Here is a 17,663-nt window from a genome sequence, read left to right on the forward strand (position 1 = left end):
TAGCCTTGGGCGGTGCTCGTAACCTCGTGGAATCTGCTGCATGGAATGGCCATTCCGCCCAGCAATGATGTCGCCGCCGACCAGATAAAGCTGGGGCAGGCTATTCAAGCGATCGGCGCTGATGTAATTGGCATTCAAGAGGTTGATGAAAAGTTAGAGCGCTCAGGAAATATTTCCCAGGCACGTTTAGTGGGCGAAGCAATGGGCACGCAACATTGGGGCTTTGCTGCAGGATTAATCGGAACACCTGGATACTCATGGCGGGCTGTTGATCCAACAGATGTACCAATTGTTGTTCATGGAAACTCTTTCTCAACTGATGGAAGTGAGTTAGTTGGTGGATATGGAATCGGCATCGTTTCAAAGATTCCAGTAAAACATTGGGATCGACTAGAACTCAAGAAATCTCCATTTGGAATGCCCATCATGATTCCAACTGAAGGTAAGAATGGAAAACAAACCGTCAGACCAATCTATGTAGCAGATGAGCCACGTGTTGCACTGGCTGCAACTTTGGAAAATGGTTGGACGGTTATTAATACCCATCTCTCTTTTGTTCCCTTTGTGAACTATCGCCAACTAGGAAAAATTAAGCGCTGGGCTAAACATTTGACTGAAGAGTATGGGACTCAAGTTTTAATTATTGGAGACATGAACCTTCCAAAGGGATTGCCAGCAGTAGCTTCACGATGGAATTCGTTGGTTACTCAGAACTCATACCCATCTTGGGGTGCAAAAGTTCAATTTGATTACATTCTTAGCAACACATTAAAGCCTGAACAGTTTGAAGCTCTTCCAACAGTTGTGACTGGAATGAGCGATCACTTACCGCTTAGGATCAGGATCATCTAAATCCCCACCATAGGTATACGGCTTTAAAGTATTTGTTGTTTGTCTATACACATGTGATTCATCAACGCCAGGATCATGTTTGTCTCTAGTAAATCGCCCAGCTTCGGCATCTTCTCGAGCAATCGCATCTAACTCTCGTTGCGTCGCGATAAAAGCTTGATCCTCTTTGGATACTACATAGGTTGAAACAATCACAATTAATCCACCTAATACCTGCAACCAAGTGGGTGCACCACGGCCTAAAACAATGCTGGCCGCTACTCCTGCGATAGGAATGAGGTTGAGATAAATACCTGGTGTTGAGCCCGGAAGCATTTTGATTGCGTAGTTAAAGGCTACAAAGGGAAGGCCAACGCCAAACAACCCTGACAATATCGCTGAGCTCCAAATAGATGTTGAGACAGTTGGTATTGGTTGTTCGCTAAGAATAAAGAATGTGCCCAAGAAGATTGTTGAAACAAAGGTCTGACCCAACGCTAAATCAGTTGCGGTGTAATCCCCTAAGTATCTGCGAATCACATTTGCATACACACCAAAGGTCATGGCAGATAAAACGAAAAAGGCAACGGTGGAGGTATTGGGTGATGCCGCACCTGCGATCTCGACCAACTTTTCACGTGGAGCAGAAATGCCAGCCATGATTACGCCAACAAAACCAAGAATGAAAAAGAACCATTTAGTTGCAGATAGGCGATCGCCCAACCAGATGATTCCGAGCAAGACAGTAAACAAAGTTTCGCCGGTAAGAATCAAGACACCAGTGCTTGCAGTCTCATGTGTGTATCCCGTATTTCCTAACAACCATGCAAGTCCAGGTTGAAGGATGCCGATAGGGATAATCAACCGCCAAGGAATGTTTGGCTTTACTCGTTTAATGATTGTGACAATCAACAGAAAGAGAAAACCGACGCCACATTCAATTAAGGAAAGAAAGAGTGGAGAGAACTTAGTTATGGCCAGATCCGCTAAAGGATTTGAGATACCCCAGCTAATAACTGCAGCTAAGAGGATTACATAACTCATTAAGGAAGCGTACCGACAGATCCAATCAAAGCGATCAATGCAGCCTCATCTAACAGGTCAGCTGGCTGGTCAGTAACTCCAGTTGGAACGTAATGGAATGCGGCGCTGATCTTTGAAATGTCGCATCCCGATAACTTCGCCCACGCTAAGCGGTACATCGCCAACTGGACTTGTGCAGACTTTCCTAACTGCTTAGAACCTGTCTTCCAATCCACTACCTGGAAGCCATCTCCGTCTGCGTAAATAGCATCAATTCGGCCTCTAATCAGGACCCCAGCAATGGTTGTTTCAAAGGGAACTTCAACCCGTGCAGGTGTGCGATTAACAAAGCCACTCTTGAGCCATGCAGCTTTGAGATCTTCTAGCTTTGAATCATCATCGAGTGGATCTAAGTAATCCAGGTACTCATCACCAAACAATGTGGCTGCATCAGTAAATTGACGTTCTACCCATAAGTGGAATGCGGTTCCGCGACGCGAATACTGATCTTGGCCGCGAGGCATTGGGCGACGAATATTCAATGCAAGCTCTTGTGGGTTTTCATGCAAAGCAACCAAGGTCGATGTAGACATGCGTGATGGCAGCGGCACTTCAACAACATCTGATGCGCGATTGCGTTGTTCCGTAATCAAACTGTGCGCATCCATGATCCAAGAATTAACTTCAGCATCCTGCGAATCAATAAGTGGATGAACTTCAGCTGCATTTACTAATTCAATCGCTGCATCAAACTGTGCGCGCTTACCCCCTAGGTAATCTCGTGGCCACACAGCGGTGACTGGATTTTCCAAGGTTGGATTCTCTGCATCATCATCTGGTGCTGCAACATCTGAAATCAAGCGACCACCGTTGGCGCTTGCTGATGTTGCGATCAAATTAAAGATCTGCGATGGTGAAACCGCATTTGCCCCATCACGCCACCATGCTGTTGTGCACAGCAGGTGCGTACGAGCACGTGTCACCGCAACATATGCAAGACGCATCTCTTCGCGCATTTTGATCTGATCAACGCACTGCGAACCAAAGGCCTTGATCGCCTTTGCTGCATCCGAATTCTTTGCAATTCCATCTAATGTGAAATGTGGAAGCTCATGCGCATCACCGCGAAGTGCAAATGGCACATGCTTTTCATTCTTCAACCAGTTATCAGGGTCACTGCGATTGACGCCCGGGAAGGTGCCTTCAGATAAACCAGGCACGGCAACAACATCCCATTCAGCGCCCTTTGCCATGTGAACAGTAAGGATTTGGACCACATCTGTGCGTACTTCAGGGGCTCCAACCTTTAATCCGCCCTCTTCATCAGATGCAACATCCAACCAATCCAAGAAGGCCGAAACTGATCCACCACTGCGTTCAAACTTTGAGGCTTCATCTAGGAATCGATCTAGGTGACGACGACCGGTTTGTGAACCTTCGCGCAAGGTAATTTCAGATTCCAAAGTTAAATAGTTTTCAATCTCTGTTACTAAATCAGTGATCTGACCACCTGCACGTGAACGCAGACGGCGAAGATCCTGCGCAATGGTGACCAGGCGTTGATATCCAAGATCGCTAAAGCCGCTCTTCTTCGCAGAGGTGATTTCATCCAATGCATCAATGATCGAGCCTGCAAATTGATCATCTGCTTCTAGTTGATCAGGGTTACCTGCAGCAATCTTCTTAATGAAACTCTTGGAATCTGCATGCATTGCTTTTGCGCGTTCACGACTAAATGCACCGAGCGCTGCGATATCACGTGGTCCTAAATTAATACGTGGTCCAGTCAGGTGGCGCATCAATGACGAACCAGCATCAGGATCTGTAATGATCTTCATCAAGGTCACAACATCCGCAACTTCAGGAATATGAATCAATCCGCCGATACCGATTACTTCAACAGGCAGACCTTGTTCACGCAAAGCATTTTCAATCGAAGTGATCTGACTGCGCTTGCGTACCAGTACCGCAAATGATTTGTTGTCATCTGGATTCCATAATGCTTTAAAGTATTCAGCGATCGCTTGGGACTCTGTTTCAACTGTTTCGTACACACCGTATGCAAGCTCGCCATCGCCTGCACCATCACGGGCTTCAAGTTCAACAACCTGCTGACCACCTGCTGCTTTGATCTCGGCGCTAATGGTGTTTGCTGCAGCCAAAATGATTTTGTCATTACGAAAAGTTGTTGGCAGCGAGAACTGTTCAGTTCCTGTTTGTCCTGCCGCCTTTGGGAAGTACTTATGGAAAGAAGCCATCGTGCCGGCAGATGCTCCACGCCAGGTGTAAATAGCCTGCGACGGGTCTCCCACAGCCATAACGGGGTGGCCAGTTTCGCTGACAAAGTTTCCGTACAAAGCAGAAAGCATACGTACCTGAGACTGGGATGTATCTTGATACTCATCCAATAGAACGACCTTGTACTTGCCGCGCTCTAAAGTGCCAACATCTTCAAAGTTCTGCGCAATGTCTGCCGCAAGTGACATCTGATCATCAAAGGACAATTCCCCTGCAGCTTTACGGCGTTCCATAAAGGCTTCGACCATCGGCAACAATGAATTGCGTTGACGCATCGCACGAGCAACTGCGCGGGTATCTTCATTGGTGCTGCCTGCCAATAACTGCAACTTTTCCAACATCTCGTTGCCGATTGCTTCGATATCTGAAGCCTTGACTTGATGTTCCAGCATTAACTTTGAAAGTCCCAGCAAATCCTTGATCACCGTGCTTACCGCGCTGTCATTGCGATATGAGTCATCAGACCAATTGCGCACTACATCTGATGCGATTTGCCAAATCGCTGCTTCGCCTAGTGGATCAGCGTCTGCATCAATTCCGTATCGAATTGCATGTTCACTTAATAACTTGCCTGCATATGAATGGTAAGTCGTAACTGCAGTACTAGTTGAAGTGATGTGTTTGAACTCTGGCAATTGCGATAGTTGGCGCAAACGCTTACGAATGCGAACCGATAATTCACCAGCAGCTTTACGAGTAAAGGTAAGACCCAGGATTTGATCAGGTGTGGCAAAACCGTTGGCAACCAAGTACAAAACACGGTTGCTCATAGTTTCAGTCTTCCCAGAGCCCGCACCTGCAATAACAACTGCTGGTTCTAGACCGCTGCTGATGATCGCTGATTGATGCTTAGTAATCGGCTTGATCTGTGAACCAAACTTTGGATGTGCCTGAAGCTTGGCGATGATTTGCTCAGGTGTGTACTTAGGCTGGATTGATTCAGTACTCATCACTCAATCACCGCCCGACCATCACTTTGAACAGGGCAGGATTTCCTTACTGGGCAGCCTTTACAGCGCTTATTAACGGTGGCAAAGAAGGTTGCAGCTCCCATGCCCTCGCCGATTGTTTCAATTGTTTGCTTAGTCTCTTCAAGATCGATCGCATACTGCTGACGAATAGACGCTCCTGCAGTAGTTGTTCCCAGATACACAAGTTCGGCACCTGCGCTCTTGTCACCATCGGTAAATCCACCTTCATGAACACCTAATTGATAACTAGCAAGCTGCAGATTCTTCTTTGCATCCTCTTTGCTAATTGCGGTGTTACCGGTTTTAAAGTCAATAATGAAGAGTGAACCATCTGCTTCAACTTCTAGCCGGTCAACGGTTCCGATAATTCGAGCCCGACCCAGCTTTACATCAAAGCGAAGTTCAGCACCCTTTACTTCGCGCTTAGTTTCCTTGTGGTAATCGACAAACTTTTCAAGCATGGTGACCGCAGATTCAAGATGTGATGCACTGACCCATCCGCTTTCAGGATCGATCAATTTCCATGAACTTTGTAGATTCTCAATTAACTGTTCGCGAGTTGTGCCTGGCTCTTGCACCATCTTCGCGGCAAAGGCGTGAATTGCAGAACCTAAAACTTGGGCAGTGCTGTCGCCATCAGATCCGCCGTTGTTTTGCAGGAACCATTTGACTCCACATTCCACAAAGCTTTCAGCACCTGATGGCGAAACAATTACTTCCTTGTCAGGATCAATAACAGGTGCATCGGTACTTATCGGAACAGAACCAATCCAGCTGTCAGGGTTTGCAAGGTGAATACCTTCGGCGCTCATCGCCTTTAACAACGTTGCAGCCTCTTTCGCCTTTGGTCCAGCTAACTGCGCGCGAAGTTCAGCTACTAAAGCAGGTGCGGTAATTGGTCGAGGAACATCAGTTAATACATGTTCATCCTCATCGCTCTTGTTAACCATAACTTCAACAGCTTCAAAGAACTGCGATGGCTCTTCATCTTCGCGCTGTACTGCCGTGACGAAAAGTGATTGCTGGGCGCGGGTTAGAGCGACATGGAACAAGCGTTGCTCATCCTGCATTAGCCCGTTAGCGGCAATCACATCTAACTGATCCCGAGGAATGTCAGGATTGCGCTTTCGTTCTACTAAACGCTCTGCACCTAACAAGGATGAACGTTGCTTCAAGTTTGGCCAAGTGCCCTCTTGCAGGCCAGCGATTGCAACAACCTGCCATTGGCGACCCTTTGCGCTGTGAACGGTAAGAATCTCTACGAAATCTGGGCGCACTCCCTTAGCTGTAATCACGTCGCCTGCAATATCTTCAGTTGCGATCTCGTTGATAAAGGCCGCTGGACCCGACAGAGGGAAACGCTCAGAGAAGCGTTGAGCAGATTCAAACAACTGCATCATCGCATCTAGATCGCGATCTGCGGCTGCTCCGCGAACTCCAGGTCGCAACGCTTGATTGCGCCAAGCGACAGATAGTTTCTGTCCATCACTTGTTAATGCGTTATCCCAAATGAACCACAACAAATCATCTGCTAAAGCAGTCTTGTTACGAGCGATCGTCTTTGCACCCTTTAACAATTCATGAACTCGAAGCACGCTGTCGGCACCTTCAATAAATAGTTCGCCATCATTGATCGCATCCAACAAAAGCTGAGTACCTGAACGCTCATCACCATCAGGGCGGGCGGTAATCATGGCTCGGCGAATCCGACGCAGTGAGATTGAATCTGCTCCACCGAACTCGCTCATTAACAAACGTTCAGCGGTATCCAAATTCAGAGGCTGCGCACCGATAGCTACACGTGCCAATAACAAAAATGGCGCAATTGCAGGATTACCAGCTAAGGCTTGTAATTCAGATGCAACTGGAATTCCAACTTGAGAAAATGCACGACGTAACGCTGATGCTTGAACTCCTGGTGTACGAAGTACGACAGCCATATCGCTGTAAGAAATACCTTCACGCAAATGTGCACTGCGGAATTGGTGGGCGATAAATGCGGCTTCTTCAGCCCCGCTTCTAAAGCGATGAACCCCAACAAAACCGCCACTTTCTGCCACACATGAGCGCTTACGGGTTACTGGAGATCCGCGGAATCCCTGAACATATTCATGCCCAACTTCAAAGATCGCCGGTGCATTGCGATACACGCGATTAAGAACAACTTCCTTTGCACGAAATGGATCTAACGCTGCTGCTAATCCATCTGGGTCTGCACCGCGGAAACGACCGACAGCACTATCTGCATCTGCGCAGATGATTACATCGTTGCCAGCAAGCAGCGCCAATAGTTCGCGTTGTGCGGGATCACTTTCCTGAAACTCATCAACCATGATCGTTGTGAAGCGTTTACGCAGTTCATCCAACAAATCAGGGTTGTTACGTAAATGAATCGATGCACGAGAAACCAATTCGGATGGATCGATACGCAACTTTGCATCCTGTGCGCTGAACTCACGCATAATCATGGAATTGGTATATCTCTTCCAGAAAGCAGCGGCTGCCTCCCAATACTTTTCACCTTCTTGTTTACCAAGAACCGCTAACTCATCTGCATCAATGCCACGTTCTGATGCACGCAAAATCAAATCGCGAAGTTCGCGGGCAAAACCATTAGTAGTTAACGCCTTGTGTAAATCTTCGGGCCACTCTTTGAAGCCATCTTCGATATCGCCTTTCAGCAATTCGCGGATGTAACTTTCCTGTTCTGGGCCACTGAGCAAAATAGGATCGGGATCTCCCTTTGCTTTCATCTTCAAGATTGAAAATGCCAGCGAGTGAAAAGTTCTTGCCAATGGTTCAAACATTGTCTTTGTAGTTCGTAACGCGATCGCATCACGTAATTCAGATGCTCGCTCGCGACCATTGGTCAGCAGCAAAATTGAATCTGGATTTTGTCCATCCACAATTCGCGCTAAAGCAGCTTCAACTAAAACAGTTGTCTTTCCGGTTCCGGGTCCGCCCTGCACAACAATCGGTGATCCGCGATGAGCGACAACCGCGTGCTGATCAGCATCCAAGGTAAGTGCGGTCGCCTGAAGTACCTGTCGTACAAGGCTGAAGGGCTGCTTACTCACAGTCACAATTCAACCGTAATGCACTGACGAATCAGGGATGCGAGCATAAAAACTCCCGAACTGATTAACAGTCCGGGGTTTTTAGTTGAACTAATTACGCGTTTAAGTTCGCCTTCTTCTGACGAGAAGTCGCACGTGCGCGCTCATTCTGATCAAGAACAACCTTGCGGATACGAACAACCGCAGGTGTTACCTCGACGCACTCATCTTCGCGACAGAACTCAAGCGCACCTTCCATGTTGAGCTTCTTAGGCGGAATCAAACGCTCTGATTCATCAGTTCCTGAAGCACGCATGTTTGTAAGCTTCTTTTCGCGAACACAGTTAACATCCATGTCATCTGAACGAGAGTTCTCGCCGATAACCATACCTTCGTACACTTCATCGCCTGGCTCTACGAAAATAGTTCCGCGATCTTGTGTTCCATACAGTGCATATGAAGTAACTGTTCCCATACGGTCAGAAACAAGTGATCCAGTTGCACGAGTACGAATATCTCCGTACCAAGGCTCGTAACCATCAAATACGTGGTGTAGCAAACCAGTTCCGCGAGTTTCAGTTAAGAACTCAGTACGGAAACCAATAAGTCCACGTGATGGAACCTTGTAATCAAGACGGATCCAACCGGTTCCGTGATTAACCATTTGCTCCATGCGACCCTTACGAAGTGCCATCAACTGAGTAAGAACACCTAAGTACTCTTCAGGTGCATCAATTGTTAAACGCTCCATTGGCTCATGAACTTTGCCATCAATCTTCTTGATAACTACCTGTGGCTTACCAACAGTTAGCTCGAAACCTTCGCGCTTCATGATTTCAACGAGAACAGCAAGCTGTAGCTCGCCACGTCCCTGAACTTCCCATGTATCTGGGCGATCAGTATTGAGAACGCGCAATGAAACGTTACCTACTAGTTCGGCATCAAGTCGGCCCTTAACTTGGCGTGCAGTAAGCAGTTTTCCGCTCTTGCCCGCTAGTGGAGATGTATTGATACCGATTGTCATCGAAATAGATGGCTCATCAACTGTAATAAGTGGAAGTGCGTGTGGGTTTTCAAGATCAGCAAGGGTTTCGCCCAATGTGATTGTCTCGATACCTGCAACCGCAATGATGTCTCCTGGGTGAGCTTCAAGTGCTGGAACGCGCTCTAGCGCTTCAGTAATGAGTAGCTCTGAAATCTTTACTCGCTCTTGAGTTCCATCTGTCTTAATCCATGTGACGTTCTGACCCTTTTTAATAACACCTTCGCGTACGCGACATAGTGCAAGACGACCCAAGAATGGTGATGAGTCAAGGTTTGTAACGTGTGCTTGCAATGGTGCACCTTCGTGATAAATCGGTGCAGGAATTGCAGAGAAGATAGTGTCAAACAAAACATCTAGGTTTTCTTCTTCTGGCATTCCACCATCTGCAGGACGCTTCAGTGATGCGCGACCAGCTTTAGCTGATGCATACACAACTGGGAATTCGATCTGCTCTTCATTTGCTCCAAGATCAAGGAACAGTTCGTACGCTTCATCAACAACTTCAGCGATACGTGAATCGGGACGGTCAACCTTGTTGATCAACAAAATTACTGGAAGATTCTTTTCGAGTGCTTTACGCAAAACGAAACGTGTCTGAGGCAATGGACCTTCTGATGCATCCACCAACAAAATGACGCCATCAACCATTTCAAGTCCGCGCTCTACTTCGCCACCGAAGTCGGCGTGGCCCGGAGTATCAATGATGTTAACGATTGTGTTGCCGCGCTTAACAGCGGTGTTCTTTGCAAGGATCGTAATTCCCTTTTCGCGTTCTAGATCCATTGAATCCATCATGCGATCCTGGCCTTCGCCCTGAACCTTGTGTGATGCGAATGCGCCGGACTGCCACAACATGGCATCAACCAGTGTTGTCTTTCCGTGGTCAACGTGAGCAATGATCGCTACGTTACGTAGATCTTCGCGCTTCTTTTCAGGTAATCCTGCTAGGTGTGCTTGCTTCTTAGACATTGAATCTGAACTCCACTACATCTCCATCGGCCATTACATATTCCTTGCCTTCCATACGAACCTTGCCCTTTGCTTTCGCATCAGCCATAGATCCAGCGGCAATCAGATCTTCAAAGCTGACGATTTCAGCCTTAATAAATCCCTTTTGGAAATCTGTATGAATAACACCAGCGGCCATGGGTGCGGTGTCACCTTTGTGAATCGTCCACGCGCGAGCTTCCTTTGGACCTGCAGTTAAATATGTCTGCAATCCCAAAGTATCGAAACCAACACGTGCCAAGGTTGCAAGACCTGGTTCTTTCAAACCAATTGATTGCAACAATTCCAATGCATCCTCATCGCTGAGCTCTGCAAGTTCTGCTTCTGTTTTTGCATCCAAGAAGATCGCTTCAGCTGGTGCAACAAGTGCCTGCAACTTTGCTTTCAGTTCTGGATCATTTAATTCAGCAGCATCTACGTTAAATACATATAAGAACGGCTTTGCAGTTAATAGGTGAAGCTCCTGCAAAAGTTCACGATCAATTGAACTTTGAGACAATGGCTTTCCAGATTGCAACCAATCATTGGCAGCCTTTACAGCTTCAAGAACTGGCGCTTTTTCCTTTGCGATGCGAACTTCCTTTTCAAGACGTGGAATCGCCTTTTCAATTGTCTGCAAATCTGCGAGCGCTAATTCGGTGTTAATCGTTTCCATATCTGATGCTGGATCGATACGACCATCGACGTGAACAACATCGCCATCGTTGAAAACGCGGATCACCTGACAGATTGCATCGGTGTCACGAATATTTGTAAGGAACTTATTGCCAAGGCCTGCACCTTCAGATGCGCCCTTAACAATTCCGGCGATATCAACGAAGGAAACTACGGCTGGAAGAAGTTTTTCTGAGCCAAAGATGGTTGCTAGCTTGGCTAGACGCTCATCTGGCACTCCCACGATTCCCACATTGGGCTCGATGGTGGCGAAGGGGTAGTTAGCGGCCAGAACATTGTTCTTGGTCAGAGCATTAAAAAGGGTCGACTTTCCAACGTTAGGCAGTCCGACGATTCCAATAGAGAGGCTCACTGGGGTAAGCCTACGGGGGTTTGTCGGTGCTCCCTGCCACGATAGGCCCATGCCCGCATACGTAGTGACCTTATTAATAGGACTAATCGCAGGATCTGCGATCGGATACCTATTTTCAGCCCTCAAATCCAAGGATTCGGCGGGCAATCAAGCCCTGCTCGATGATTACAAGGCCCAGCTAGAAGCAGAGCGCACCAAGACAGAATCTGCAATCAAGTTAAATGCTGAACTGATGGCGGTCAAGGATTCAGTTACAAAGTTGACTACCCAATCCAATGAAGCAAACCGCATCCGTACCGAGGCGGAAGCAAAGCTGAACACAACAATTCTTGAAATGCGTCGTGCATCTGAATCAATCTTTGATGAAACAAAGAAGATCGCTGGAGCACTATCTAATTCGCAGACCCGCGGAAAGTTTGGCGAGGCACAACTTGAGCTATTGCTGCAGGGTGCAGGACTTCGCGAAGGGCATGAATACACAGCGCAACGATCAACAACTGATTCTGACTCATCTGGAATTCCAGATATCACCGTAACAATGCCTGGCGGCTCTCGTTTGTTTATCGACTCCAAGTTTCCCTTTGAACGCTTTCTTGAAGCCTTTGGAACTGATGATCAATCAGAACGTGATGAGTACTTGCAGCAGCACACAAAGGATTTGTTAAAGCATGTTGATGCGCTCGCAAAACGTGGGTATCACAAGTCGCAAGGCTCCCCTGATTTCGTAGTTCTCTTTGTTCCATTTGAAACCCTGCTTTCTGAAGCACTTCGCCTTGATCCAATGTTTCTTGAAAAGGCCTTTAAAGTCGGCGTAACTGTTGCGACTCCAACATCAATGATGGCGCTGCTTCGCACTATTGGTTACATCTTCACCCGCAATAAGTTGGCGGAAAACGCTGATGAGATTCAAAAGGTTGCCAGCACATTTCTGAAGAACATCACCTTGCTGCACACCAAGATCGTTGCAGTTGGTAAGGCAATCTCATCTACTTCTAAGGCGTATGAGGATCTTGTGCCAACAGCTGAAAAGACTGTTTTGGCACCGGCGCGAAGAATTCATAACTTAGGTGTTACAGGGGATAAAGATAAGTTGGCTATTGAGTATCCTGAGGCACCTGGTGCGGTTCGAGATCTGAAAAATGCAGAGCTTGAAGCAACCGATGATTACATTGATGCAGAAGAGGTAGGCGAATGAGTACATTGCAGAAGATTCAGATCCAAGGTCCTGGTTTAAAGAAGCCTGGAATTGTTGTGCTGCAAACAGCTTTCATTGGTTTCTTCGTCTTCATTGAGATGACAATCCGTACCGGTGTTGGAGTTCTTACAGGTATCGCAATCTGCGCCGCTCTGTATGGCTCTTTGCGCTTTGGCCGACCAGGAACTACTTATGTTTCAGTTGTAACTCCCCCATTGGCATTTGCTGCCTCTGCACTCTTTTTAACAATGGTTTTAGATGGCTTTAGACCATCACGAGTTGGTATTGATTTCATCGCAGCCCTTGCATCAGAGGCACCGTTTTTGATTCTTTCAGCCTTGTATGGCTGGTTTGTGTACTTGAATCAAAAGGCGAAGAAGAAGCCTTCAAAGCGCAAAGCAGCAGCCGAAGAAGATTAAGCCTGGCCTGCTGCCTTCATATCTTTACGAAGCTCTGGTGGCAGTGCGAAAAGTAGTGATTCTTCAGCGGCTGTAACCTCTTGAACATCTTGGTATCCATGTTCATGCAATGTCGCTAAAACATCCTTTACAAGGATTTCAGGTACTGATGCACCGCTTGTAACACCGATTGTTTCAACACCTTCAAACCAGTGATCCTGAATCTCTTCAGCGTAATCAATCAGATGTGATGCCTTTGCACCGTACTCAAGTGCAACCTCAGCCAAACGCACTGAGTTACTTGAATTTTGTGAGCCAACAACAATTACTAAATCTGCTTGTGGTGCAATCTCCTTGATCGCTTCTTGGCGATTTTGAGTTGCATAACAAATGTCATCACTAGGTGGCGATTGAATCTCAGGGAAGCGCTCCTTCAAGATATTTACAGCTTCCATAGTTTCATCAACTGACAAAGTTGTTTGTGACAACCAGACCAAGTTCTTGCCAGGTGTTGGTTGAATTGTGCGCGCACCATCTAAACCATCAACGATGCGTACACGATCTGGTGCTTCACCAGCCGTGCCCTCAACCTCTTCATGGCCATGGTGACCAATAAGCAAAATCTCTGAATCCTCTGTCGCAAAGCGACGAACCTCGTGGTGAACCTTGGTTACCAATGGGCAGGTTGCATCAATAGTTTTTAGATTTCGTTGGGCTGCCTGCTCATGAACTAGCGGTGAAACTCCGTGAGCTGAGAAAACAACGGTCTTACCCTCGGGAACCTCAGAGGTCTCATCAACAAAGATCGCGCCCTTTGCTTCAAGGGATGCAACAACGTGAACGTTGTGAACGATCTGCTTGCGAACATAGACAGGTGCGCCATACAGGGCCAATGCTTTTTCGACTGTGATCACAGCGCGATCCACGCCCGCGCAATATCCGCGAGGCGCCGCCAGTAGAACTCTCTTAGCCATGGGGGCAGTCTATTAGGCTCATCCCATGTTCGAAACTTCAAGTGAGTCCCCGGCTCCAGTTCGGGTCGTCTCTGAAGCGATCAAGGATTATGTAGACCGCCTGGGTCCAATTTGGATTGAAGGCGAGATCAGCGAGCTAAACGAGCGCAGCGGGATGATGGCATTTATGCGCCTGCGCGATACCAGCGTTGATATGTCTATTTCAGTGATGTGCCATAAATCGGTAATCGCAACTGTTAAGCCGCTACCGGATAACGCACGAGTTGTTTTATATGCAAAGCCATCTTGGTACACAAAGAATGGGTCCCTTTCATTTTCAGCCCGCGAAATTCGCCAGGTCGGTGTTGGTGAATTGTTGGCACGCCTTGAGGCGCTGAAAAATCAATTAGCGGGCGAAGGACTTTTTAATTCAGATCGCAAGGTTGCACTGCCATTGTTGCCAAAGGTTATTGGATTGATTTGTGGTCGCAACACAGATGCAGAAAAAGATGTTGTTGAAAATGCAAAGCGTCGCTGGCCAAGTGTTCAATTTGAAATCCGCGAAGTAACTGTTCAGGGAGCTGCTGCAGTTTCAGAGGTTTCAGATGCGCTGCGCGAACTAGAGGCAAATAAAGATGTTGAGGTCATCATCATCACTCGTGGTGGTGGATCCTTTGAAGATCTACTGCCCTTTAGCGATGAAGGCCTGGTGCGTTTAGCTGCATCATGTGAAACCCCGATTGTTTCTGCGATCGGCCATGAAAAGGATTCACCGCTATTGGATTTAGTTGCGGACTATCGAGCATCGACTCCAACTGATGCGGCAAAGCGCGTAGTGCCAGATATTTCCGAAGAGATCGCAATGATCGGCCAAATGCGCGACAGAGCACGTCGCACACTGATTAATCGCATCGACCACGAGGCCACCAGAATTACTAACTTCAAGAACCGCCCAGTTATGAAGGACCCACATGTACTAATTACAACAAGGGCTGAAATCATTACTGGGCTGCGCGATAGATCTAATCGTTCCTTTGCGAGCCGTTTGAAGTTAGCAAAGGAAGAGCTCAAGCAGGTGAAAGCCCGCGTTCGTGCGCTTTCACCACAAGCAACTTTGGATCGTGGCTATTCGGTAGTGCAGTTAGCAGATGGTCAGATAGTTACAGATCCAAAGAAGTTAAAGCAGGGCGATGAGTTAAGGCTGCGTCTTGCAAAGGGCGAGACAAAAGCCACAGCACAAGGCAACTAAAGAGAGAGTAGATTTGACCTATGGCCGAAGCAAAAAAGATCTCATATGAAGCAGCTCGTGACGAGTTAGCTGAAGTTGTTGAATCCCTTGAAGAGGGCAGCGCGACTTTGGAAGAGTCATTGAAGTTATGGGAGCGCGGCGAAGAGTTAGCCAAGATCTGCCAGGAATGGTTGGACGGGGCTAAGAAAAAACTTGATGCAGTAAAACCTGAATAGGAACCACGATGCCAAACTTTTCATACTCAGATCTTCTGCCCATCGGTGAGGATAAGACTAAGTACCGTCTTGTCACCAAAGAAGGCGTAAGCGTTGTAAAGCTTGGCGATAAAGAGTTTTTACAGGTTGAACCATCAGCCCTTGAAAAGTTATCGGCTGAAGCAATCCATGACATCAACCATTATTTGCGTGCCGAGCACCTTCAACAATTAACAAATATTGTTAAAGATCCTGAAGCCTCACCTAATGATCGCTTTGTTGCGATCGATCTTTTAAAGAACGCCAATATCGCTGCCGGCGGAGTTCTGCCGATGTGCCAAGACACAGGTACAGCGCTGGTTATGGGCAAGAAGGGCCAGTTTGTTTTAACAACAGGCAAGGATGAGGTCGCGATTTCACAGGGTATTTATGATGCCTATACATCTTTGAACCTTCGTTATTCCCAGATGGCTCCAGTAACAACCTGGGAAGAGAAGAACACTGGCAACAATCTGCCAGCCCAAATCGAAATTTACGCAGATAGCGATCACCAGAACGAGTACAACTTCATGTACATCGCAAAGGGTGGCGGTAGTGCCAATAAATCATTTTTGTACCAGGAAACAAAGGCTGTCTTGAACCCAACCTCATTTATGAATTGGTTGGATGAAAAGCTTCGTTCAATTGGAACCGCTGCATGCCCTCCGTACCACCTTGCAATTGTCATTGGCGGAACAAGTGCCGAACACACTGTAAAGACAGCAAAGCTGGCATCGACTAAGTACTTGGACTCACTTCCAACTTCAGGTGATGCGGCAACTGGCCATGGCTTCCGCGATATTGAATTGGAGCAAAAGGTTCTTGAACTAACTCGGACTTTGGGAATTGGTGCACAGTTTGGTGGCAAGTACTTCTGCCACGATGTTCGCGTTGTTCGCCTGCCTCGTCATGGTGCTTCGCTTCCAATCGCAATTGCGGTTTCATGTTCTGCAGACCGCCAGGCAAAGGCAAAGATCACCAAGGATGGAATCTTCCTTGAAGAGCTAGAGCGCGATCCAGCCCACTTCTTGCCTGAAACAACTGATGAGCATTTAAATGATGATGTTGTGGCGATTGATTTGAACCAGCCAATGGCTAATGTCTTGGCTGAGCTTTCCAAGCACCCAGTTAAGACCCGTCTTTCATTGACCGGAACCCTAGTTGTAGCCCGCGACTTGGCCCACGCCAAGATCAAAACCATGATGGATGAAGGCAAGCCAATGCCTGAATACTTAAAGAACCACGCTGTTTATTACGCAGGTCCGGCAAAGACACCTGAAGGGTATGCATCTGGATCCTTTGGACCTACAACTGCAGGTCGTATGGATTCATATGTTGATTACTTCCAGGCCAATGGTGGATCAATGGTGATGCTTGCAAAGGGCAACCGATCAAAGGCTGTTACCGATGCATGTAATTCACATGGTGGTTTCTACCTTGGGTCAATCGGTGGACCGGCAGCACGCCTTGCTCAAGATTGCATCAAAAAGGTTGAGGTCCTGGATTTTGAAGAGCTAGGAATGGAAGCTGTCTGGAAGATCGATGTCGTTGATTTCCCAGCCTTCATCGTTGTCGATGACAAGGGCAATGATTTCTTTGCGGAAACTAGTAAGCCAATGATGATCGGTAAGAAACCGGCTTAGTAGTAATTAGAGCGCTTGTGCTTTGCCAGCGCCTTGCATGGTGTCTCATAACGAATGCTGATGTAGCGAAGTCCCCAACGGATTTGAGTCACTGGGTTAGTACGCCAATCTGTTGAAACAACATTCATCTTTGTTGCCGGAAGTGCCTGAGCAATTCCGTGAGCACCTGAACGTGAGTTACGAGCCTTGTAGTTCCAATGGCTTTCCTTGGTCCAGAGCGAGTTCAAGCACTTGTACTCTTTCTCGCTAAAGCCGTACTCGTTCAGCAAAATTGATTTAGCAACCTTCTTGGCACCAAGTGGGGTGCGGGCTAGCTCGACCTGGCGGCTGACCGCAGATACAAGAGCAAGCTCTGAAGAGAAGATCGCTCCCGATGCTGTCGCTGACAGATCATCTTCGGCAAATAGTGAAGTCGATGGATCTGTCGGCTCCACTATCGAGGCCGCCTTTGGAGTATCCAAAGCAACCTCTGAAACAGGTGCGATCTCGAGGGCGTTAGCTGCCGGAAGGATTGTTGCTACAAGTAGCAAGGCGGCTGTTGCGCCCCAGATCGCTACCGACTTCTTCGAGCTTTTAAAGTTTGCTGCCTTCACGTTCTGTTCTCCTTCCTTCAATCTCTAACCCTTGGGCGATCACCCGCGGTTTCTTTCCATAGGCCATCAGCCTCAAATGAGGCTTAAGGTCTAAGGGGAATGGCTTTATGGTGCGGTAGATGGCGCTCATCGGCAAATCA

The 17,663-nt window shown here is 47.4% G+C and carries 13 protein-coding genes; 6 read left to right on the top strand and 7 right to left on the bottom strand.

Annotated elements, in window-relative coordinates; translation table 11 throughout:
• The first annotated feature begins 12 nt into the window (after positions 1 to 12).
• Positions 13 to 852, top strand: coding sequence for an endonuclease/exonuclease/phosphatase family protein (locus AC8GFU_RS06100; protein WP_506626255.1), 840 nt, complete (start codon positions 13 to 15; stop codon positions 850 to 852).
• Here the strand turns inward: AC8GFU_RS06100 and AC8GFU_RS06105 are convergent.
• The 5 genes from AC8GFU_RS06105 to ychF form a co-directional block, all read right to left on the bottom strand.
• Positions 826 to 1,875 (bottom strand): DMT family transporter, encoded by a 1,050-nt coding sequence (locus AC8GFU_RS06105; RefSeq protein WP_506626256.1) that lies wholly within the window; start codon positions 1,873 to 1,875, stop codon positions 826 to 828. The genes AC8GFU_RS06100 and AC8GFU_RS06105 overlap by 27 nt on opposite strands.
• Entirely contained in the window at positions 1,875 to 5,102 is a 3,228-nt protein-coding gene (locus AC8GFU_RS06110) for an ATP-dependent helicase (protein ID WP_506626257.1), read from the bottom strand. The genes AC8GFU_RS06105 and AC8GFU_RS06110 overlap by 1 nt, the downstream gene beginning before the upstream one ends.
• A complete protein-coding gene (locus tag AC8GFU_RS06115) occupies positions 5,102 to 8,200 on the bottom strand; it encodes an ATP-dependent helicase (RefSeq protein WP_506626258.1) in 3,099 nt (1,032 codons plus the stop codon). The genes AC8GFU_RS06110 and AC8GFU_RS06115 overlap by 1 nt, the downstream gene beginning before the upstream one ends.
• Before the next feature lie 94 nt (positions 8,201 to 8,294).
• The gene (gene typA / locus AC8GFU_RS06120) at positions 8,295 to 10,193 is read right to left on the bottom strand and encodes a translational GTPase TypA (protein WP_506626259.1); all 1,899 of its coding nucleotides are present in this window, start codon (positions 10,191 to 10,193) and stop codon (positions 8,295 to 8,297) included.
• Entirely contained in the window at positions 10,186 to 11,259 is a 1,074-nt protein-coding gene (ychF, locus tag AC8GFU_RS06125) for a redox-regulated ATPase YchF (protein WP_506626260.1), read from the bottom strand. Before ychF ends, typA begins: the two co-directional genes overlap by 8 nt.
• A gap of 49 nt (positions 11,260 to 11,308) precedes the next feature.
• Here ychF and AC8GFU_RS06130 point away from each other — a divergent pair, with 49 nt between their 5' ends.
• The gene (locus tag AC8GFU_RS06130; RefSeq protein ID WP_506626261.1) at positions 11,309 to 12,454 is read left to right on the top strand and encodes a DNA recombination protein RmuC; all 1,146 of its coding nucleotides are present in this window, start codon (positions 11,309 to 11,311) and stop codon (positions 12,452 to 12,454) included.
• Positions 12,451 to 12,873 (top strand): hypothetical protein, encoded by a 423-nt coding sequence (locus AC8GFU_RS06135; RefSeq protein ID WP_506626262.1) that lies wholly within the window; start codon positions 12,451 to 12,453, stop codon positions 12,871 to 12,873. The genes AC8GFU_RS06130 and AC8GFU_RS06135 overlap by 4 nt, the downstream gene beginning before the upstream one ends.
• On the opposite strand, the gene AC8GFU_RS06140 is transcribed toward AC8GFU_RS06135, so the two are convergent.
• On the bottom strand, positions 12,870 to 13,826 hold the full coding sequence (locus AC8GFU_RS06140; protein ID WP_506626263.1) for a 4-hydroxy-3-methylbut-2-enyl diphosphate reductase: 957 nt from the start codon (positions 13,824 to 13,826) through the stop codon (positions 12,870 to 12,872). The two genes, AC8GFU_RS06135 and AC8GFU_RS06140, sit on opposite strands and share 4 nt — an antisense overlap.
• A gap of 25 nt (positions 13,827 to 13,851) precedes the next feature.
• Here AC8GFU_RS06140 and xseA point away from each other — a divergent pair, with 25 nt between their 5' ends.
• From xseA to AC8GFU_RS06155, 3 genes are read left to right on the top strand one after another with little or no spacing between them, the layout of a single operon-like run.
• Positions 13,852 to 15,054 carry an exodeoxyribonuclease VII large subunit gene (gene xseA, locus AC8GFU_RS06145; RefSeq protein ID WP_506626264.1) on the top strand — a complete coding sequence of 401 codons (1,203 nt, stop codon included), beginning with the start codon at positions 13,852 to 13,854 and terminating at the stop codon, positions 15,052 to 15,054.
• A gap of 20 nt (positions 15,055 to 15,074) precedes the next feature.
• Positions 15,075 to 15,269 (top strand): exodeoxyribonuclease VII small subunit, encoded by a 195-nt coding sequence (locus AC8GFU_RS06150; RefSeq protein ID WP_506626265.1) that lies wholly within the window; start codon positions 15,075 to 15,077, stop codon positions 15,267 to 15,269.
• An 8-nt stretch (positions 15,270 to 15,277) separates the two neighbouring features.
• A complete protein-coding gene (locus AC8GFU_RS06155) occupies positions 15,278 to 16,930 on the top strand; it encodes a fumarate hydratase (protein ID WP_506626266.1) in 1,653 nt (550 codons plus the stop codon).
• Here the strand turns inward: AC8GFU_RS06155 and AC8GFU_RS06160 are convergent.
• Complete coding sequence (locus tag AC8GFU_RS06160; RefSeq protein WP_506626267.1) at positions 16,927 to 17,523, bottom strand: aggregation-promoting factor C-terminal-like domain-containing protein; 597 nt, start codon at positions 17,521 to 17,523, stop codon at positions 16,927 to 16,929. The genes AC8GFU_RS06155 and AC8GFU_RS06160 overlap by 4 nt on opposite strands.
• Between the last annotated feature and the right edge of the window lie 140 nt (positions 17,524 to 17,663).

The sequence above is a fragment of the Planktophila warneckei (SeqCode) genome (genome assembly GCF_965234675.1).
Classification (GTDB): domain Bacteria; phylum Actinomycetota; class Actinomycetes; order Nanopelagicales; family Nanopelagicaceae; genus Planktophila; species Planktophila warneckei.